This window comes from Pseudomonas sp. B14-6 (assembly GCF_013260315.1).
Lineage (GTDB): Bacteria > Pseudomonadota > Gammaproteobacteria > Pseudomonadales > Pseudomonadaceae > Aquipseudomonas > Aquipseudomonas mandelii.
On the sequence record NZ_CP053929.1, the window covers coordinates 6,351,144 to 6,369,700 of the forward strand.

Sequence of the window (18,557 nt, forward strand, 5' to 3'; positions counted from 1 at the left end):
CGACGCGCTGATCCAGCGGTGTCTGGCAGCAGGGGGTTACAGGTGTACAATGCGCCGCGTTTTAACTGTGACCTCCTGCGCATCTGCGCAAACCTCAAGGCTATCCGCCTTGTTCACTCCGCCGCGCCACAAGCGTGTCGGGTTCGATTTCGTCACAGATAAAAACAAACAGGTGACGCATGACCGTTGTAAAAACGCTGAACTCCTTTTGCCTTCGCTGGGGTTTGATCGGCGCTGCTTGAAATCGCAACCGAGCAGCAACGTCTAACGAACATCATCAAACCTTGCGTGAGACCCTTTTCATGAGTGGACAAAACTCGCATTCAGGCGAGCTGAAACGCGGCCTGAAAAATCGCCATATTCAACTGATCGCCCTCGGTGGCGCGATCGGTACCGGGCTGTTCCTGGGCTCGGCCGGTGTACTGAAATCTGCCGGCCCGTCGATGATCCTCGGCTACGCCATCTGCGGCTTCATTGCCTTCATGATCATGCGCCAGCTCGGCGAAATGATTGTCGAAGAGCCTGTGGCGGGTTCCTTCAGCCACTTCGCCCATAAATACTGGGGCGGGTTCGCCGGCTTCCTGTCGGGCTGGAACTGCTGGATCCTGTACATCCTGGTGGGCATGTCGGAGCTGACTGCGGTCGGCAAATACATCCACTACTGGGCGCCACACATTCCGACCTGGGTCTCGGCCGCCGGCTTCTTCGTCCTGATCAACCTGATCAACCTGGCCAACGTCAAAGTCTTTGGCGAGGCCGAGTTCTGGTTCGCGATCATCAAGGTCGTGGCGATTGTCGGCATGATCGCGCTCGGCAGCTACCTGCTGGTCAGCGGCCACGGCGGCCCGCAAGCCTCGGTGACCAACCTGTGGGCCCACGGCGGTTTCTTCCCGAACGGGGTTAGCGGCCTGGTGATGGCCATGGCGATCATCATGTTCTCCTTCGGCGGCCTGGAAATGCTCGGTTTCACCGCAGCAGAAGCCGACAAGCCGAAAACCGTGATCCCGAAAGCCATCAACCAGGTGATCTACCGGATCCTGATTTTCTACATCGGTGCGCTGGTCATCCTGCTGTCGCTGACGCCGTGGGACAGCCTGTTGGCGACCCTGAATGCGTCGGGTGATTCCTACAGCGGTAGCCCGTTCGTGCAAGTGTTCTCGATGCTTGGCAGCGACACCGCCGCACACATCCTCAACTTCGTGGTCCTGACGGCGGCGCTGTCGGTGTACAACAGCGGCACTTACTGCAACAGCCGGATGCTGCTGGGCATGGCCGAGCAGGGCGATGCGCCGAAAGCCTTGGCGAAAATCGACAAGCGCGGCGTGCCGGTGCGTTCGATCCTCGCTTCGGCGGCGGTGACGTTGATTGCGGTGTTGCTGAACTACCTGATCCCGCAAAACGCGCTGGAACTGCTGATGTCGCTGGTGGTTGCCACCCTGGTGATCAACTGGGCGATGATCAGCTTCTCGCATTTCAAGTTCCGCCAGCACATGGACAAGACCAAGCAGACGCCGCTATTCAAGGCCCTGTGGTACCCATACGGGAACTACGTCTGCCTGGCGTTCGTGGTGTTCATTCTCGGCGTAATGCTGTTGATCCCGGGCATCCAGATCTCGGTGTATGCGATTCCGGTTTGGGTCGCGTTCATGTGGGTGTGCTACGGCATCAAGAACAAGCGCAGCGCTCAGCATGCGTTGCAGGCTGCAAACGCGAAGTAAGCGCAGCTCGCAGAAACAACAAACCCGGCCAATGTGCCGGGTTTGTTGTTTTCAGGCCTCACACAACCCCCCTGTAGGAGTCAGCCTGCTCGCGATGGGGTCGTGTCAGGCAACAAAGATGTCGACTGACAACACTGCTATCGCGGGCAAGCCTCGCTCCTACAGGGACCGCATGCTTTCAGTTCATTCGCGGTATCCTGCGCGTTCTGAATACGGACGCTTTTCCATGCTGGTGATTTCCAACAATGTGCATCTGCCGGATGCCGAGATCGAGTTGACCGCCATCCGCGCGCAAGGCGCCGGTGGGCAGAACGTCAATAAGGTCTCCAGCGCCATGCACCTGCGCTTCGACATTCCGGCCTCGTCCTTGCCCGAGTTCTACAAGGAACGGCTGCTGGCGCTGCGTGACAGTCGCATCACCAGCGATGGCGTGTTGATTATCAAGGCCCAGCAATACCGCACGCAGGAAGCCAATCGCGCCGATGCGCTGGAGCGGCTGGTCGAGTTGATCCTCAGCGCCACCAAAGTCGAGAAGAAACGCCGCCCGACCAAGCCGACCCTCGGTTCGAAGAAGCGTCGGCTGGAATCCAAGACCAAGCGCGGCAGCATCAAGGCCGGGCGCGGCAAGATCGATTTCTAGCGAGCGTCGCGCCCTTCGCGGTACTTTTCACTCAAGTGCTTCGGCGCCTGCCGGTACAAATAAACGCTCAGCGCCAAACCGCTCAATGCAGCAATCGCGGCGAACAGGAAGATCGAGGCAAAGCCAAACCCTGCAGCAATCGCACCGGCCAGCGGCCCGGTAATCCCCAGCGACAAATCGATGAACAGCGAGTAAGCCCCGACCGCAGCACCGCGACTGGAGGCCGGCACCAGGTTGACCGCTTCCACGCCCAGCGCCGGGAACACCAGCGAGAAGCCGAAACCGCTCAATGCCGCACCGGCCAGTGCCCAATGTGCATCCGGCGCCAGCCACAGCAGCAGCAGCCCCAGGGTTTCCACCGACAGGCAGGCAATCGCCACGCGAAAGCCGCCGAGGCGGTTGATCAGGTTGCCGAACAGCAATCGCGCGCCGATGAAACTGGCGCCGAACAGGCTCAGGCACAGCACCGCGTTGTCCCAGTGCTGTGTGGCGTAATACAGCGTGATGAAGGTGGCGATGGTGCCGAATCCGATCGAGCCCAGGGCCAGGCCGCAACCATGGGGCAGCACCCGTCCCAGCACATGCATGAACGGCAACCGTTCACCGACCACAATCGGCGCGGCGGTTTTTGGCCAGGCCAGTGCCAGGCCGAGGACGGCCAGCAGCACGATGCTCACGCCCATGCTCCACAAGCCCAGTTGACTGACCAGCAACACACCCAACGGCGCGCCGACTGCCAGTGCGCCGTAACTCGCTATGCCGTTCCAGGAGATGACTTTGGCGGTGTTCGCCGCGCCGACCCGGCCGATGCCCCAACCAATCGAGCCGGAGCCCACCAGGCTTTCTGCGCTGCCGAGCACCAGGCGGCCGATCAGCAGGCTGATCAGGCTCAGCATCGGCAGGCTTTGGGTCCAGGCTGAAATCAGCATGAACACACCGCTCAAACCGCAACCGGCGAGACCGTACATCACCGCGAGTTTGCTGCCCTTATTGTCGATGATTTTCCCGGCATAAGGGCGGCTGAGCAGGGTGGCCAGGTATTGCACGCTGATCACCAGCCCCGCGATTACTGCGCCGAAGCCGAGATCGCTGTGGACGTAGCCGGGCAATACGGCGAGGGGAATGCCGATGTTCAGGTAGCCGATGAAGGTAAAGAGAACGATGGAAACGACTTGCAGCGTGACCGCCAGGGGGCGCTGGTTTTCAGACATGGGTAAAGGTCCACGGGAAAGCAGGATAGATAGGCTGCTTATGATAGCGGCGCGAGCGTCCGTGGGGCGTGGAAAAGTAAAACTATTTGCCGTGCGGGGGGTTAATCAGGGTTTTGCGGGGGCGACCAGTTGCGTCGTGACCAGGGCGGCCAGGGCGTTTTCTTCGGTGCCGAAACGGGCGAGCAACGCGGCTTGTTTCTCGGGGGAGAGGCGATTCCAGATCTCGATCATCTTCTCGGCGGTGCCGATCAGGACGCTGGCCTGGGTCTCTGTGAAGTCGTCGGTCATGGTGGGCAGCTCAAGGGTTCAGGCGGTGTGGAAAGCGCATGTTAGCGCTTTCCACACGGTCTGGCATTGCGGGTGTTTCAGTCTTCGCTGTCGGCCTGGCGGCGTTCAGTGGCTTCTTTCGGCTCGGGCTGTTGGGCACCGGCTTGTTGCGTGGTTGTCTGCTCAGTTTCGTGCAGGCTTGGGAAGGGGAGATTAGGGATCTCGTGCATGGTTCGCGCTCCTCGCAAAGTCTGTTGATAGATCTGGTAGATCCGCGCTTTTAAAAAGCTTGGGCAGGATACAGCAGGAGAAATGACAAACAGACTTTTATATCCATTTGTTTCGACGGATGGAGTTGTCTAGACAGGTCAATAGCAGTGACACAAAACAGAGGGGCGAGCCTGTTCGCGAAGGGCCCGGCCAGACATCACAGTATTCGGCAATGCCATAAAAAAGGCCCGCATGAATAACCATGCGGGCCCTTTGCATTCCAGTCGGTGATCAGTGCTTCGGCTCGTCGTTCGACATTGCCAGCAGCTGTTTTTCCTGATTCCAGTCGAAAGGTTCGTCGTTCTGTTCGGCTTCGAAACGACGCTCTTCCAGTGCCTGGTACAAATCGATTTCATCATCGGGCATGTAATGCAGGCAGTCACCGGCGAAATACCACAACAGGTCGCGCGGGACCAGGTGGGCGATTTGCGGGTAACGGGTGATCACCTGGCACAGAATGTCCTGGCCCAGGTATTGGCTTTCGATCGGGTCGACCGGCAGCAACGCACGCAGCTCATCGAAGCGCTCCAGGAACAGGGCATGGCTTTCTTCGGGAACCTGTTCGGCCTCACCTACCGCGACCAGGATGCTGCGCAAGTGGTCGAGCAAGACAAGATGATCGGCAACGACGTTGGACACGAGATAAGTCCTCAAGAGCAAAACGGGCGCAGGAGTATAAAGCTCCTGCGCCCGTTTTTACAGGATCAGCGGACCTTTCCGTCGGCCAGTGCCAGTTCGTCTTTGTCGAAATCATCGACGTCGATGACCTTGCGCCGCGCTACTTCGGCATCACGCAGGGACTGCGCCTCACCCGCTTGCAACACTCCAGCCTCCAGCGCTGCATCGATGACATGTTCCCCAGCCGCCGGTTTGACCTGACCGCTCTTGAGCGCCACGTGCAGTTTTTTCTGTAACGGCTGCGCCGCGTTCAACAGGTTGCAGGCGTGTTGCAGGGCACCGACCGCGTCGTCTGCCGATTGCGGGCGGTAGCAACCGCCGAGCAATTCTTCGAGGGTTGGATCGCCCTTGGCGCGTCCGATCACTGCGGCGACTTCGGCGCCGAGTTTGTCCGATGGACCTTTGTGGCGACGGCCGAACGGGAACACGATCACCCGCAACAGGCAACCCAGCACCTTGTTCGGGAAGTTGCTGAGCAATTCATCCAGCGCACGCTCCGACTGGCCAAGGCTTTCTTCCATGGCCCACTTGAACAGCGGCGCCATGTGCTCCGGCGAATCGAGGTCGTGGTAACGCTTGAGCGCGGCGGAGGCGAGGTACATGTTGCTGAGTACATCCCCAAGACGCGCCGACAGGCGTTCGCGACGTTTCAGTTCACCGCCCAGCAACATCATGCTGAGGTCGGCAAGCATGGCAAACGCAGCCGCCTGTCGATTAAGCGCACGGAAGTAACCCTGACTGAGCTTGTCACCCGGCGAATGTTCCAGGTGCCCGAAGCCGAGGTTCAACACCAGCGTGCTGGCGGCGTTGCTCACGGCGAAACCAATGTGCTTGAGCAGCAGGCCATCGAATTCGGTGAGTGCCTGATCCTTGTCTTCACGGCCGGCGAGAGCCATTTCTTTCAGCACGAACGGATGGCAGCGAATGGCACCCTGACCAAAGATCATCAGGTTGCGCGAGAGGATGTTCGCGCCTTCCACGGTGATGAAAATGGGCGCGCCATTCCAGCTGCGACCGAGGTAGTTGTTCGGCCCCATGATGATCGCCTTGCCGCCGTGAACATCCATGGCGTGGCTGATGCACTCGCGGCCGCGTTCGGTGAGGTGGTACTTGAGAATCGCCGACAGCACCGACGGTTTCTCGCCCAGGTCCACCGCGTTGGCGGTCAGCATTCGGGCGGCGTCCATCATCCAGGCGTTGCCGCCGATGCGTGCCATGGCTTCCTGAATACCTTCGAACGCCGACAGTGGAACGTTGAACTGCTCACGAACCTGCGCGTACTGACCGGTGACCAGGCTGGTGAACTTGGCCGCACCGGTGCCGACCGCCGGCAGGGAAATCGAACGCCCGACTGACAGGCAGTTCATCAGCATCATCCAGCCCTTGCCGAGCATTTCCTGGCCGCCGATGAGAAAGTCCAGCGGCACGAAGACGTCCTTGCCGGAGTTCGGGCCATTCATGAAGGCGGCACCCAGCGGCAGATGGCGGCGACCGATCTCGACACCGGCGGTGTCGGTCGGGATCAGCGCCAGGCTGATGCCCAGGTCTTCCTTGTCACCCAACAAATGGTCCGGGTCATAGGCCTTGAAGGCCAGGCCGAGGAGGGTGGCGACCGGGCCCAGCGTGATGTAGCGCTTTTCCCAGTTGAGGCGCAGGCCGAGGGTTTCCTTGCCTTCCCATTCACCTTTGCAGATGACCCCGGTGTCGGGCATGGCGCCAGCGTCGGAGCCGGCCAGTGGGCCGGTCAATGCGAAGCACGGGATATCGTCACCCCGAGCCAGCCTTGGCAGGTAATGGTTGCGTTGTTCGTCGGTGCCGTAATGCAGCAGCAGTTCGGCCGGGCCCAGCGAGTTAGGGACCATTACGGTCGACGCGAGGTCTCCACTGCGAGTTGCCAGTTTCATCGCCACCTGGGAGTGGGCATAGGCCGAGAAGCCCTTGCCGCCAAACTCTTTGGGGATGATCAGCGCGAAGAAGCCGTTCTCCTTGATGTGGGTCCAGGCTTCGGGCGGCAGGTCCATGTCTTGCCCGATCTGCCAGTCGGTGACCATGGCGCAGAGCTCTTCGGTCGGGCCGTCGATAAAGGCCTGTTCCTCTTCACTGAGCTGCACTTTTGGATAGGACAGCAACTTGTTCCAGTCCGGGCGACCGCTGAACAGTTCGCCATCCCACCACACGGTCCCGGCGTCGATCGCATCGCGCTCGGTTTGCGACATTGGCGGCAGGGTTTTCTGGAACCAGCTGAACAGCGGCGCGCTGAAGAATTTGCGACGCAGGTCGGGCAGCAACAACGGCGCCGCGACGGCTGCAATCAACACCCAGAAAACCAGCAGCAGCCAGCCTGGCGCGCGACTGAAGGCCCCCATCGCGACGATATAGGCAGCGACGATGCACAGGGCGGGCAGGGGGGCGATGCGACGGTGGGCTAAATAAGCTATCCCGACAACCAGAACCAGTATCCACAACAGCAGCATATTTAATCCTCCGTGAACCAGGGCAAAACCAACCTTCAGAGCTTAGACGGCATCCGCAAAACAGGGTGGTCGGAGCGAGGTGATTGAATTCGTGGGAAACCATCGATGAGTTTTGTAGGTCGGGTTGGCAACACGCCCGGGAAATCGTTCGTTTCCTACGCGGCAATACGCCCATGTTTGGCCGAAACGTCGTTATCTCTGTGCTGAAGGTGTCGTTAGACTCGTGGCTTCCCCAGGAGATTGTTCTCATGCACGAGTATCTGAGTCCCGGCCGCTTCATCGATAGTGACCACCCCTCGGTGGTGGAGTTCGCCGAAAAACACCGGGGCGCCAGTCGCGATCCGCTTGAGCAGGCGATCAACCTCTATTACGCGGTGCGCGAGGCCGTGCGCTACAACCCCTACACGTTCAGTCGCGACCCGGATACGTTGCGCGGCAGTTATGCCTTGGCGGCCGGGGAAAGTTATTGCGTGCCCAAGGCCACGCTTCTGGCCGGTGCCGCGCGACATTGCGGGATCCCTGCGCGGATCGGTCTGGCGGACGTGCGCAATCACCTGTCGACCCCGCGTTTGCTCGAGTTGCTCAGGAGCGACGTGTTTGCCATGCACGGCTATACGGAGTTGTTTCTGAACGGTCGCTGGGTCAAGGCGACGCCGGCCTTCAACCAGCAACTCTGCGAACTGTTCAATATCGCGCCGCTGGAGTTCGACGGCATCAACGACAGTGTTTTCCATCCCTTCAACCGTGATGGTGAGCAGTTGATGGAGTACCTGGTCGACCACGGCCAGTTCACCGACGTGCCTGAGACGTTCTTTTTCGAGCACCTGGAAAAGTGCTACCCACATCTGTTCAGCGACACATTGCCGGCGTTGCTGGGTGACATGCAGAGTGATTTGAGCCGCGCCTGATCCGGCGTATGCTGCCTGCGCATTCATCCATAAAGAGGCGGTCATGCTGAAGATCTGGGGTCGGAAAAATTCGTCGAATGTCAGAAAGCCATTGTGGGCCGCCGAGGAGTTGGGCCTGGCCTATGAAGCCATCGATGCGGGTGGCGCCTTCGGTGTAGTCGATACGCCGCAGTATCGTGCGATGAATCCCAACGGTCGTGTGCCGGTGATCGAAGACGACGGCTTTGTGCTCTGGGAATCGAACGCCATCGTGCGTTATCTGATGGCCAGTCGCGCCAATGGCACCGCGTGGTACCCGACGGATCTGAAGGCTCGCGCCGCTGCCGACAAGTGGATGGACTGGACCACCTCCAGTTTTGCCGGCCCGTTCCGCACGGTGTTCTGGGGCGTGTTACGCACACCTGAAGACAAGCAGGACTGGACCGCCATCAACGCCGCAATCAAGGAGTGCGATGATCTGTTGGCGATGGCGAACCAGGCGTTGGCGGCCACACCGTATCTGTCCGGCGACGAAATCGGCATGGGCGACATTCCCCTTGGCAGTTTCATTTATGCCTGGTTCGAGATGCCGATCGAGCGTGCACCGCAGCCGCATCTTGAAGCCTGGTATGCACGACTGAAACAGCGTCCGGCGTATAAAAAAGCCGTTATGACCGCGTTGACTTAATACTCACTATCGACACACTTGACTGTACTTGTTTGGCGGCGACAAGCACCATTGCGCTCGTGCGCCGCGGTTGCATTGCTCGCCGCCCGCCCATAGTTATCCCTTTCTTCCCTTCTTGGTGCGTAAATCCGATATGAGTTCCGCTCTGTCCATCCGGCAGCTAACCAAAACCTACGGCAACGGTTTCCAGGCCTTGAGTGGTATCGATCTGGACGTCGCCGAAGGTGACTTTTTCGCCTTGCTCGGCCCTAACGGTGCCGGCAAATCCACGACCATCGGCATTCTCTCGACCCTGGTGAACAAGACCAGCGGCACGGTGAATATCTTCGGTCACGACCTGGACAAGGAGCCGGCAGCGCTCAAGCGTTGCATCGGCGTGGTGCCCCAGGAATTCAACTTCAACCAGTTCGAAAAAACCTTCGACATCGTCGTGACCCAGGCCGGTTACTACGGCATCCCGCCGAAGATCGCCAAGGAACGCGCCGAGCAGTATCTGACCCAGCTCGGGCTGTGGGACAAACGCGATGTGCCGTCGCGTTCGCTGTCCGGTGGCATGAAGCGTCGCCTGATGATCGCCCGCGCACTGGTTCACGAACCGCGCCTGCTGATCCTCGATGAACCGACCGCGGGTGTGGACATCGAACTGCGTCGCTCGATGTGGACCTTTCTCACCGAGCTGAACCAGAAAGGCATCACCATCATCCTCACCACTCATTACCTGGAAGAGGCTGAGCAGTTGTGCCGCAACATCGGCATCATCGACCACGGCACGATTGTCGAGAACACCAGCATGAAACAGCTGCTCGGCCAGCTGCATGTGGAAACCTTTCTGCTTGATCTCAAGAACACGCTGAACGTCGCGCCGCAGTTGCTCGGTTATCCGACCAAGCTGCTCGACAGCCACACACTCGAAGTCCAGGTCGACAAGGCCATGGGCATCACCGCGCTGTTCACCCAGTTGGCGCAGCAGAACATCGAAGTGCTGAGCCTGCGCAACAAAACCAATCGCCTCGAGGAGTTGTTCGTGTCTCTGGTGGAGAAAAATCTGTCGAAGGTGGCGGTATGAGTTCCGAGCTGCAACCCAACCTCGTTGCCCTCAACACCATCGTTTACCGCGAGGTGAAGCGCTTTACCCGGATCTGGCCGCAGACCCTGCTGCCGCCGGCCATCACCATGGTCCTGTACTTCGTGATCTTCGGTAACCTGATCGGTCGACAGATTGGTGATATGGGTGGCTTCACCTATATGGAATACATCGTGCCGGGCCTGATCATGATGTCGGTGATCACCAACTCCTACGGCAACGTGGTGTCGAGTTTCTTCGGCAGCAAGTTCCAGCGCTCCATCGAAGAATTGATGGTGTCGCCGGTATCGCCGCATACGATTCTGATTGGCTACACCCTGGGCGGCGTGCTGCGGGGCTTGATGGTCGGGTTGATCGTGACGCTGTTGTCGCTGTTCTTCACCGAATTGCAGGTGCATCACCTGGGCGTGACCATTCTGGTGGTGGTGCTGACGGCGACGATCTTCTCGCTGCTGGGCTTCATCAACGCCGTGTTTGCACGTAACTTCGATGATATTTCGATCATCCCGACCTTCGTGCTGACACCCCTGACATACCTGGGCGGGGTGTTCTACTCGATCAGTTTGCTGCCGCCGTTCTGGCAGACCGTGTCCCTGGCCAACCCGGTGCTGCACATGGTCAACGCCTTCCGTTACGGCATTCTTGGCGTTTCGGACATCAGGATCAGCGTGGCGATTACTTTCATGTTGGTGGCGACCGTCGTTCTATACATCGGTTGTGCGCGACTGCTGGTCAGTGGGCGCGGGATGCGTACCTGAGAAAGACCGCGTCGCCTGCTTCGCGGGCAAGCCTCGCTCCTACAGTTCACCATCAGACCTGTAGGAGCGAGGCTTGCCCGCGAAGGCGTCAGCCCAGACGCCATAAAAAAACGGCCTCCAACAATGGAGGCCGTTTTGCATTTACTGCATCCGGTTTCTCTTGCGCCGCTTCCACTGCCGCCCAACCCACCAGCGCCAATACATCATCACCAGGCAATAGGCGAGGGCGCCCAGCACCAGTCCCGTCACCACTGAACCCAGCAAAAACGGCTGCCACAAGGTGGAAAGCTCACCACTGATCCATTCCCAGGTCAGCTCGTCCGGCAAATGCCTGGCCGGCACGTCCATTAACCACGCTCCCGTCTGATAGGTGCAGAAGAACACCGCTGGCATGGTAATCGGGTTGGTCAGCCAGACCAGGCTGACGGCAATGGGCATGTTGCCCCGCACGACGATCGCCAGAATGGCAGCGACCAGCATCTGCAACGGAATGGGCAGGAAGGCCGCGAACAGGCCCACCGCCATGGCCCGTGCGACGGAATGACGATTGAGGTGCCAGAGGTTCGGGTCATGCAGCAGGGTGCCGAGAAAGCGTAAGGATTTGTGTTCCCTGATGCTGGTCGGGTCTGGCATGTAACGTTTGAATAAGCGCCGGGGCATAAGGCTTCTCGGTCGGTTAAGGCGGCAAGTATGTCTGGATTCTATGAACCGCCCATTCAGACTTTGTGACAATTAATAACCGTGTGCGTGCAGTCGGGCAGCTATGCCTAGGGTGGGACTCTCAAGGACGGGCGTATGCGCACAGGGATGATGGCGCTGGCGCTGGGTTTGCTGGCCCTGCGTTTTTTACCGGTTTTACCGCCGGTCTGGTTATGGATGTTGCTGCCGGTCGTGGGTTTGATGCTGTTGCCGTTTCGGACTCACCCGTTGGCGTTTTTTCTGTTCGGCTTCAGTTGGGCGTGCGCGAGTGCGCAGTGGGCGCTGGATGATCGCCTGTCGCTGACGCTCGATGGCGAGACTCGTTGGGTCGAAGGTCGGGTGACGGGCCTGCCGCAGAATGCCGAAGGGGTGGTGCGCTTCGAGTTGACTGACAGTCAGTCCCGAAGCACCCGGCTGCCCCGGCATCTGCGCCTCGCCTGGTATGACGGACCGCCCGTCAACAGCGGCGAACGGTGGCGGCTGGCGGTCAAGTTGAAGCGTCCTGCCGGGCTGCTCAATCCGCATGCCTTTGACTACGACGCCTGGTTGCTGGCACAACGCATCGGCGCTACCGGTACGGTCAAGGATGGCCATAGGCTGGTCGCCGCCCAATGGGCCTGGCGTGACAGCATTCGGCAGCAATTGCAGGCCGTCGATGCCCAAGGCCGGACGGGGGCGCTGATCGCATTGGTGTTGGGCGACGGCGGCGGGCTGAGTCGCGAGGACTGGCAAGTGCTGCAAGACACCGGCACCGTGCATCTGCTGGTGATTTCCGGGCAGCACATCGGGTTGCTGGCGGGGCTGGTGTATCTGCTGATCGCCGGGCTGGCGCGCTATGGTCTGTGGCCGAGCCGTTTGCCCTGGCTGCCATGGGCCTGCGGACTGGCGTTTGCCGCTGCGCTGGGTTACGGGTTGCTGGCCGGTTTTGAGGTGCCGGTGCGCCGGGCCTGCGTGATGATCGGTCTGGTGTTGTTGTGGCGGCTAAGGTTTCGGCACCTTGGCGCCTGGTGGCCGCTGTTGCTGGCGCTCAATGGCGTTTTACTGCTCGACCCGCTGGCGAGCCTGCAACCGGGGTTCTGGTTGTCCTTCGCAGCGGTGGCGGTGTTGATCTTCACTTTCGGTGGGCGTCTGGGGCCGTGGCGTTGGTGGCAAACGTGGACCCGTGCGCAATGGCTGATCGCGATCGGACTGTGCCCATTGCTATTGATACTTGGCTTGCCGATCAGCGTCAGCGGACCAGTGGCCAATTTGCTGGCGGTGCCCTGGGTCAGTCTGGTGGTATTGCCGCCAGCCTTGCTCGGGACGTTGTTACTGCCCGTCCCTTATGTGGGCGAGGGGTTGCTGTGGCTGGCGGGCGGTCTGGTCGACCTGTTGTTCAAGGGGCTGGCCTTGATGGCCGGGCGATTCCCCGCCTGGGTGCCGGTCGCGGTGCCGGTGTGGATTTGGGCGCTCGGTACGCTGGGGCCTTTCTTCTATTACTGCCTAAAGGGGTTCCGTTGCGCCCGTTGGGTTGGCCGCTGCTGCTGTTACTGGTTTTTCCACCTCGCCCGATGCTTGCCGAAGGCGTCGCCGAAGTCTGGCAACTGGACGTCGGCCAGGGCCTGGCCATCCTGGTGCGCACCCGCCATCACACCTTGTTGTATGACGCCGGGCCGCGTTTTGGCGAATTCGACCTCGGCGAGCGAGTGGTGCTGCCGTCATTGCGCAAACTGGGCGTGTCCGGGATCGACCTGATGCTGCTCAGTCACGCCGACGCCGATCACGCCGGCGGTGCACGTGCGGTTGCCAACGGATTGCCGGTGGCGCGGGTCCTGAGCGGTGATCCCGAGGCGCTGCCAGCCGAATTGCGCGCCGAAGGCTGTGAAAGCGGCCGGCAATGGACCTGGGACGGTGTGGACTTCCGGCTCTGGCAATGGACATCCGCCGCCGACAGCAATCAAAAATCCTGTGTCTTGCAGATCGAAGCCAATGGCGAGCGATTGCTGTTGACCGGTGATATTGATGCGGCAGCCGAGCGGGCATTGCTCGACAGTCCGCTTGCCGTGCCGACCGATTGGCTGCAATCGCCTCACCACGGCAGTCGCAGTTCCTCTTCGATGGCGCTGCTCGCCGCGTTGCAACCCAAGGCTGTGCTGATATCCCGTGGCCAGGGCAATTCCTTTGGCCACCCGCATCCCACGGTCATGGCGCGCTATCAAAAACGCGGCATGGCGATCTACGACAGCGCCACCCACGGCGCCATTCGTCTGCAACTGGGACGGTTCAAGCCGCCATGGACGATGCGTCTGGATCGGCGTTTCTGGCGCGATCCGCCACCGTTGGGCCCATAACCGCCAGTTATGAAAGCCCGACCGGATGCGACATCACGGTCTTCGGTGCATCCGGCCCCTATGTTAGAGTGGCGCACTTTTTCGAGGGGGCTGTCACTGTGTGGGAATTGGTCAAATCCGGCGGCTGGATGATGCTGCCGATCATTCTGAGTTCCATCGCGGCAATGGCGATCGTCGCCGAGCGTCTCTGGACCCTGCGAGCCAGCCGTGTGACCCCGGAGCATTTGCTCGGGCAGGTCTGGGTGTGGATCAAGGACAAACAGCTCAATAAAGAAAAACTCAAGGAACTGCGCGCCAACTCACCGTTGGGCGAGATCCTGGCGGCGGGCCTTGCCAACTCCAAACATGGTCGCGAGATCATGAAAGAGTGCATCGAAGAGGCCGCCGCACGGGTGGTTCATGAACTCGAACGCTATATCAATGCGCTGGGCACCATCGCCGCCATGGCCCCATTGCTGGGCCTGTTGGGTACGGTGCTGGGCATGATCGACATTTTCAGCGCGTTCATGGGCACGGGCATGGGCACCAATGCCGCAGTGCTGGCGGGCGGTATCTCCAAGGCGCTGATCACTACGGCCGCTGGCCTGATGGTCGGTATCCCGGCAGTATTCTTTCACCGATTCCTGCAACGCCGGATCGATGAGCTGGTGGTGGGCATGGAGCAGGAAGCGATCAAACTGGTCGAAGTGGTTCAGGGCGACCGTGATGTGGACCTGGCCGAGGGCAAAGCGTGAAATTCCGCCGCAAACCGCGGGAAACGGTCGACATCAACCTCGCGTCGCTGATCGACGTGGTGTTTATCTTGCTGCTGTTTTTCGTGGTCACCACTACGTTTACCCGTGAAACCCAGTTGCGCGTCGATCTGCCGGAAGCGGTCAGCGGTTCGCCTGCCGAAGACCAGCAGGTCAAGCACCTGGACGTTGCCATCAGTGCCGAAGGCGCGTTCTCGGTGAACAATCAGCTATTACCGAAGAACGACCTCGCGACGCTGATGGAGGCGCTGCAAAAAGAATCCAATGGCGACACCAACCTGCCGCTGTCCATCAGCGCGGATGGCAAGACTCAACATCAGTCGGTCATCACCGCCATGGACGCCGCCGGCAAGCTGGGTTTCAGCCACTTGCGCATGACCACGGTCGAAGCGGCACCGCCCGCGCCCTGATGGCCATGTCCGATCGCTTGCTCGCCGCGTGGTACCAAGGTCATCCGGCCCTGAAACTGTTGCAGCCACTGGAGTGGCTGTACCGGCGCATCGTCATGAACAAGCGCAAGCGCTTTCTGGCGGGCGAGGGCGAGATCTATCAGCCGCCCGTGCCGCTGATCGTGGTCGGCAATATCACCGTCGGTGGCACTGGCAAGACACCGCTGATTCTGTGGATGATCCAGCATTGCCAGCGCAGTGGTTTGCGGGTCGGGGTGGTCAGCCGGGGTTACGGCGCCAAACCGCCGCAATTGCCGTGGCGCGTCGAGGCCGATCAAAGCGCGGACATTGCCGGCGACGAACCGCTGTTGATCGTCCAGCGCACGGGCGTGCCATTGATGATCGACCCGGATCGCAGCAGCGCCGTCAAAGCGCTGCTGGCGAGTGAGCCGCTGGATCTGATCCTCTCCGATGACGGCATGCAGCATTACCGGCTGGCCCGGGACCTGGAACTGGTGTTGATCGACGCCGCCCGCGGCCTGGGCAACAAACGCTGCCTGCCGGCCGGTCCCTTGCGTGAACCGGTCGAACGCCTTCAGAGCGTCGATGCCGTGCTGTACAACGGCGCCGCCAATGATCGCGAAAACGGTTTTGCCTTCCAGCTGCAACCTACCGAACTGGTCAACCTGCAAAGTGGTGAGCGTCGCCCCCTCGACTACTTCCCCGCAGGTCAGGCACTGCACGCCGTGGCCGGGATCGGCAATCCGCAGCGTTTCTTCACGACCCTCGAAACGCTACACTGGCAGCCAGTGCCGCATGCGTTTGCCGACCACGCCGAATACAGCGTTCAGGCCTTGAATTTCACACCGTCATTGCCGTTGGTGATGACCGAAAAGGACGCGGTGAAGTGCCGTGCCTTCGCCGCCGCCGATTGGTGGTACCTGGCGGTCGATGCTGCACCATCGCCGGCTTTCGTGGCCTGGTTCGATACGCAGCTGATGCGCCTGTTGCCGGCTCGTCTTTTGCCTTAACTCCGTTTTTATCCAGGGAATGCTCATGGACACCAAATTGCTCGACATCCTCGCTTGCCCGGTCACCAAAGGCCCCTCAAACTCAGCGCCGACAAGACCGAGCTGATCAGCAAGGGCGCCGGCCTGGCTTACCCGATTCGCGATGGCATCCCGGTGATGCTCGAAACCGAAGCCCGCACCCTGACCACCGACGAGCGCCTGGATAAATGACCACAGCCTTTACCGTTGTCATTCCATCGCGTTATGCCTCCACCCGTCTGCCGGGCAAACCGCTGCTGCTGATCGCCGGCAAGCCGATGATCCAGCACGTCTGGGAGCAGGCGAGCAAAAGCAGTGCCGAGCGTGTCGTGGTCGCCACTGACGACGTGCGCATTGTCGAGGCGTGCAAGGCGTTTGGCGCCGAAGTGGTTCTGACCCGCGAAGATCACAATTCCGGTACCGATCGCCTGGCCGAAGTCGCCGCGAAACTCGGCCTGGCCGCCGACGCCATCGTGGTCAACGTCCAGGGTGACGAACCGTTGATTCCGCCGAGTGTGATCGATCAGGTCGCCGCCAACCTGGCCGCCCACGCCGAAGCGCGCATGGCCACCCTGGCCGAGCCGATCGAAGACGTGGAAACCCTGTTCAATCCCAACGTGGTCAAGGTTGTCAGCGACCTTAATGGCTTGGCGCTGACCTTCAGTCGTGCCACGTTGCCGTGGGCCCGCGACGCGTTCGCCAAAAGCCGCGAGCAATTGCCGGAAGGCGTGCCGTACCGCCGCCACATCGGCATCTATGCCTACCGCGCCGGTTTCCTGCACGACTTCGTCAGCTGGGGCCCGTGCTGGCTGGAAAATACCGAATCCCTGGAACAGCTGCGTGCCCTGTGGCACGGCGTGCGGATTCACGTCGCTGACGCACTGATCGCACCGCCCACCGGTGTCGACACCGTCGAAGACCTCGAGCGCGTCCGTCGCCTGCTGGAGGCCTGATGCGCGTTCTGTTCGTGTGCCTGGGCAACATCTGCCGTTCTCCGACGGCCGAAGGCGTGCTGCGGCATAAATTGCGCGAAGCGGGGCTGGCCGATCACATCGAAGTCGCCTCCGCCGGCACCGGTGACTGGCACGTCGGCAAGGCGCCGGACAAACGTAGCCAGGCCGCCGCCAGACTGCGCGGTTACGACCTGTCCGCCCAACGCGCCCAGCAAGTGACCCGCGCTGATTTTTCCGCCTACGACCTGATACTGGCGATGGACAACAGCAACCTGCGCCACCTCAAGGCCCTGCAACCGGCCAAGGGCAAAGCCGAGCTGGACCTGTTCCTGCGTCGCTACGAGTCAGAACTCGATGAAGTGCCGGATCCGTATTACGACGGGGACCAAGGCTTCGAGCAGGTGCTGGACCTGATCGAACGCGCCAGTGATCGACTGGTGATCGAATTGAAGGGACGGTTATGAGTTTGCAGGTTCAACCCCGGGTTTCGCTCAAGTCGTTCAATACGTTTGGTGTCGACGTTCAGGCCCGGTTGTTCGCCGAGGCCCACAGCGACGCCGATGTGCGTGAAGCCCTGGCGTATGCGTCGGCCCATGACGTGCCATTGCTGGTGATCGGTGGCGGCAGCAACTTGCTGCTGACAGCTGATGTCCAGGCGCTGGTGCTGCGCATGGCTACGCGCGGGATTCGGATCCTGAGCGATAACGGCAGCAAGGTCGTGATCGAAGCCGAGGCGGGCGAGCCTTGGCATCCGTTCGTGCAGCACACCCTGGCGCAGGGGTTGTCGGGGCTGGAGAACCTCAGCCTGATTCCCGGCACCGTGGGTGCGGCGCCGATGCAGAACATCGGTGCCTATGGCGTCGAGATCAAGGACGTGTTCGCCGGCCTGACCGCGCTGGATCGCCAGACCGGCGAGCTGCGGGATTTCTCCCTGGAAGAATGCAACTTCGCCTACCGTGACAGCCTGTTCAAACAGGAACCGGGGCGTTGGTTGATCCTGCGCGTGCGTTTCACCCTAAACCGCGCCGCGCACCTGCACCTGGAATACGGCCCGGTTCGCCAGCGCCTGACCGAGCAAGGCATCGATCAGCCGACTGCCACCGACGTCAGCCAGGCGATCTGCAGCATACGCAACGAAAAGCTCCCGGACCCGGCAGTACTCGGCAATGCCGGCAGCTTCTTCAAGAACCCTCTGGTGCCGACCGCGCTGGTCGCGCAGCTGAAAAGCCAATACCCGGACCTGGTGGCCTACGCGCAACCCGATGGGCAGATGAAACTGGCGGCGGGCTGGTTGATCGAGCGGGCCGGCTGGAAAGGCTTTCGCGATGGCGATGCCGGAGTGCATAAGTTGCAGGCGCTGGTGCTGGTCAACTATGGCAGCGCCACCGGCCTGCAATTGCTGCACCTGGCGCAGCAGATTCAGAAAGACATTTCCCAACGTTTCAACGTCGACCTGGAAATGGAGCCGAATCAGTATTGAGGCTACGCTTTAATGGCTGATCTCAAAGCCCTGCACACCTTCAACTGTGCAGGGCTTTTTTGTTAATGCTGGGTTAACTTAGCCACCTAACGATGCAAGCATTTGCTCCACCAAAGGCCCGATGCAGACGTTTCCGTCCGCGTAAGAGAGCCTCTTAGCCTGAGCCGATCTGCATGATGCCAACCGCCAAGTCTCGGCGGCAGATTGCTCGACCCCATAACCTCCAGAAA

The 18,557-nt window shown here is 60.6% G+C and carries 18 protein-coding genes and 2 pseudogenes; 14 read left to right on the plus strand and 6 right to left on the minus strand.

Translation table 11 applies throughout. The features are described from left to right. Positions 1-302 precede the first annotated feature (302 nt). Together HP062_RS28980 and arfB are read left to right on the plus strand one after the other, a co-directional pair. Positions 303-1,718: an amino acid permease gene (locus HP062_RS28980; RefSeq protein ID WP_083374760.1), complete on the plus strand. Its 1,416-nt coding sequence runs from the start codon at positions 303-305 to the stop codon at positions 1,716-1,718. Between the two features lie 226 nt (positions 1,719-1,944). Beyond that, positions 1,945-2,358, plus strand: a complete 414-nt coding sequence (gene arfB / locus HP062_RS28985) for an alternative ribosome rescue aminoacyl-tRNA hydrolase ArfB (RefSeq protein ID WP_010461917.1) — start codon at positions 1,945-1,947, stop codon at positions 2,356-2,358. On the opposite strand, the gene HP062_RS28990 is transcribed toward arfB, so the two are convergent. The 5 genes from HP062_RS28990 to HP062_RS29005 form a co-directional block, all read right to left on the minus strand. Continuing rightward, positions 2,355-3,569, minus strand: coding sequence for an MFS transporter (locus tag HP062_RS28990; RefSeq protein ID WP_010461916.1), 1,215 nt, complete (start codon positions 3,567-3,569; stop codon positions 2,355-2,357). The two genes, arfB and HP062_RS28990, sit on opposite strands and share 4 nt — an antisense overlap. A 105-nt stretch (positions 3,570-3,674) precedes the next feature. After that, positions 3,675-3,857, minus strand: a complete 183-nt coding sequence (locus HP062_RS28995; RefSeq protein ID WP_010461914.1) for a hypothetical protein — start codon at positions 3,855-3,857, stop codon at positions 3,675-3,677. Between the two features lie 77 nt (positions 3,858-3,934). Then, positions 3,935-4,066, minus strand: coding sequence for a hypothetical protein (locus HP062_RS31265; RefSeq protein WP_010461912.1), 132 nt, complete (start codon positions 4,064-4,066; stop codon positions 3,935-3,937). A gap of 271 nt (positions 4,067-4,337) precedes the next feature. Next, on the minus strand, positions 4,338-4,745 hold the full coding sequence (locus HP062_RS29000; RefSeq protein WP_010461909.1) for a PA2817 family protein: 408 nt from the start codon (positions 4,743-4,745) through the stop codon (positions 4,338-4,340). A 65-nt stretch (positions 4,746-4,810) separates the two neighbouring features. Then, positions 4,811-7,258: an acyl-CoA dehydrogenase gene (locus tag HP062_RS29005; RefSeq protein WP_010461907.1), complete on the minus strand. Its 2,448-nt coding sequence runs from the start codon at positions 7,256-7,258 to the stop codon at positions 4,811-4,813. Positions 7,259-7,506: 248 nt separating this feature from the next. Between HP062_RS29005 and HP062_RS29010 the strand changes: the two genes are divergently transcribed. The 4 genes from HP062_RS29010 to HP062_RS29025 all read left to right on the plus strand — a co-directional run bounded on the left by HP062_RS29010 (position 7,507) and on the right by HP062_RS29025 (position 10,675). Next, positions 7,507-8,166, plus strand: a complete 660-nt coding sequence (locus HP062_RS29010; RefSeq protein ID WP_083374759.1) for a transglutaminase family protein — start codon at positions 7,507-7,509, stop codon at positions 8,164-8,166. 43 nt (positions 8,167-8,209) lie between these two features. Then, positions 8,210-8,833, plus strand: coding sequence for a glutathione S-transferase family protein (locus HP062_RS29015; RefSeq protein ID WP_010461904.1), 624 nt, complete (start codon positions 8,210-8,212; stop codon positions 8,831-8,833). Positions 8,834-8,966: 133 nt separating this feature from the next. Continuing rightward, on the plus strand, positions 8,967-9,899 hold the full coding sequence (locus HP062_RS29020) for an ABC transporter ATP-binding protein (RefSeq protein ID WP_010461902.1): 933 nt from the start codon (positions 8,967-8,969) through the stop codon (positions 9,897-9,899). Then, positions 9,896-10,675, plus strand: coding sequence for an ABC transporter permease (locus HP062_RS29025; RefSeq protein ID WP_010461900.1), 780 nt, complete (start codon positions 9,896-9,898; stop codon positions 10,673-10,675). The genes HP062_RS29020 and HP062_RS29025 overlap by 4 nt, the downstream gene beginning before the upstream one ends. A gap of 141 nt (positions 10,676-10,816) precedes the next feature. Here the strand turns inward: HP062_RS29025 and HP062_RS29030 are convergent, their stop codons facing one another. Continuing rightward, the gene (locus HP062_RS29030) at positions 10,817-11,335 is read right to left on the minus strand and encodes a DUF2062 domain-containing protein (RefSeq protein WP_010461897.1); all 519 of its coding nucleotides are present in this window, start codon (positions 11,333-11,335) and stop codon (positions 10,817-10,819) included. 135 nt (positions 11,336-11,470) lie between these two features. Here HP062_RS29030 and HP062_RS29035 point away from each other — a divergent pair. The 8 genes and pseudogenes from HP062_RS29035 to murB all read left to right on the plus strand — a co-directional run bounded on the left by HP062_RS29035 (position 11,471) and on the right by murB (position 18,327). Continuing rightward, a pseudogene (locus tag HP062_RS29035) lies at positions 11,471-13,704 on the plus strand (DNA internalization-related competence protein ComEC/Rec2). A 98-nt stretch (positions 13,705-13,802) separates the two neighbouring features. Then, positions 13,803-14,438, plus strand: coding sequence for a MotA/TolQ/ExbB proton channel family protein (locus tag HP062_RS29040; protein ID WP_010461893.1), 636 nt, complete (start codon positions 13,803-13,805; stop codon positions 14,436-14,438). Next, positions 14,435-14,866, plus strand: coding sequence for a biopolymer transporter ExbD (locus HP062_RS29045; RefSeq protein WP_010461891.1), 432 nt, complete (start codon positions 14,435-14,437; stop codon positions 14,864-14,866). Before HP062_RS29040 ends, HP062_RS29045 begins: the two co-directional genes overlap by 4 nt. Beyond that, on the plus strand, positions 14,866-15,876 hold the full coding sequence (lpxK, locus tag HP062_RS29050; protein WP_010461890.1) for a tetraacyldisaccharide 4'-kinase: 1,011 nt from the start codon (positions 14,866-14,868) through the stop codon (positions 15,874-15,876). Before HP062_RS29045 ends, lpxK begins: the two co-directional genes overlap by 1 nt. Positions 15,877-15,901: 25 nt before the next feature. Further along, positions 15,902-16,086: pseudogene (locus HP062_RS29055) on the plus strand (Trm112 family protein). Beyond that, positions 16,083-16,847: a 3-deoxy-manno-octulosonate cytidylyltransferase gene (kdsB, locus tag HP062_RS29060; RefSeq protein WP_077748004.1), complete on the plus strand. Its 765-nt coding sequence runs from the start codon at positions 16,083-16,085 to the stop codon at positions 16,845-16,847. The pseudogene HP062_RS29055 and the gene kdsB overlap by 4 nt, the downstream one beginning before the upstream one ends. Further along, a complete protein-coding gene (locus HP062_RS29065) occupies positions 16,847-17,311 on the plus strand; it encodes a low molecular weight protein-tyrosine-phosphatase (protein WP_010461884.1) in 465 nt (154 codons plus the stop codon). Before kdsB ends, HP062_RS29065 begins: the two co-directional genes overlap by 1 nt. Next, the gene (gene murB, locus HP062_RS29070) at positions 17,308-18,327 is read left to right on the plus strand and encodes a UDP-N-acetylmuramate dehydrogenase (RefSeq protein WP_172792421.1); all 1,020 of its coding nucleotides are present in this window, start codon (positions 17,308-17,310) and stop codon (positions 18,325-18,327) included. The genes HP062_RS29065 and murB overlap by 4 nt, the downstream gene beginning before the upstream one ends. The last annotated feature ends 230 nt before the right edge of the window (positions 18,328-18,557 follow it).

Excerpts from the sequence above, each read along its gene's own strand:
- HP062_RS28980 (WP_083374760.1), top strand. The coding sequence starts at position 303 with ATGAGTGGACAAAACTCGCATTCAGGCGAGCTGAAACGCGGCCTGAAA.
- HP062_RS29010 (WP_083374759.1), top strand. The coding sequence starts at position 7,507 with ATGCACGAGTATCTGAGTCCCGGCCGCTTCATCGATAGTGACCACCCC.
- HP062_RS29030 (WP_010461897.1), bottom strand. The coding sequence starts at position 11,335 with ATGCCCCGGCGCTTATTCAAACGTTACATGCCAGACCCGACCAGCATC.
- HP062_RS31265 (WP_010461912.1), bottom strand. The coding sequence starts at position 4,066 with ATGCACGAGATCCCTAATCTCCCCTTCCCAAGCCTGCACGAAACTGAG.
- HP062_RS29065 (WP_010461884.1), top strand. The coding sequence starts at position 16,847 with ATGCGCGTTCTGTTCGTGTGCCTGGGCAACATCTGCCGTTCTCCGACG.
- HP062_RS28995 (WP_010461914.1), bottom strand. The coding sequence starts at position 3,857 with ATGACCGACGACTTCACAGAGACCCAGGCCAGCGTCCTGATCGGCACC.
- arfB (WP_010461917.1), top strand. The coding sequence starts at position 1,945 with ATGCTGGTGATTTCCAACAATGTGCATCTGCCGGATGCCGAGATCGAG.
- lpxK (WP_010461890.1), top strand. The coding sequence starts at position 14,866 with ATGGCCATGTCCGATCGCTTGCTCGCCGCGTGGTACCAAGGTCATCCG.
- HP062_RS29015 (WP_010461904.1), top strand. The coding sequence starts at position 8,210 with ATGCTGAAGATCTGGGGTCGGAAAAATTCGTCGAATGTCAGAAAGCCA.
- murB (WP_172792421.1), top strand. The coding sequence starts at position 17,308 with ATGAGTTTGCAGGTTCAACCCCGGGTTTCGCTCAAGTCGTTCAATACG.
- HP062_RS29020 (WP_010461902.1), top strand. The coding sequence starts at position 8,967 with ATGAGTTCCGCTCTGTCCATCCGGCAGCTAACCAAAACCTACGGCAAC.
- kdsB (WP_077748004.1), top strand. The coding sequence starts at position 16,083 with ATGACCACAGCCTTTACCGTTGTCATTCCATCGCGTTATGCCTCCACC.
- HP062_RS29005 (WP_010461907.1), bottom strand. The coding sequence starts at position 7,258 with ATGCTGCTGTTGTGGATACTGGTTCTGGTTGTCGGGATAGCTTATTTA.
- HP062_RS29025 (WP_010461900.1), top strand. The coding sequence starts at position 9,896 with ATGAGTTCCGAGCTGCAACCCAACCTCGTTGCCCTCAACACCATCGTT.
- HP062_RS28990 (WP_010461916.1), bottom strand. The coding sequence starts at position 3,569 with ATGTCTGAAAACCAGCGCCCCCTGGCGGTCACGCTGCAAGTCGTTTCC.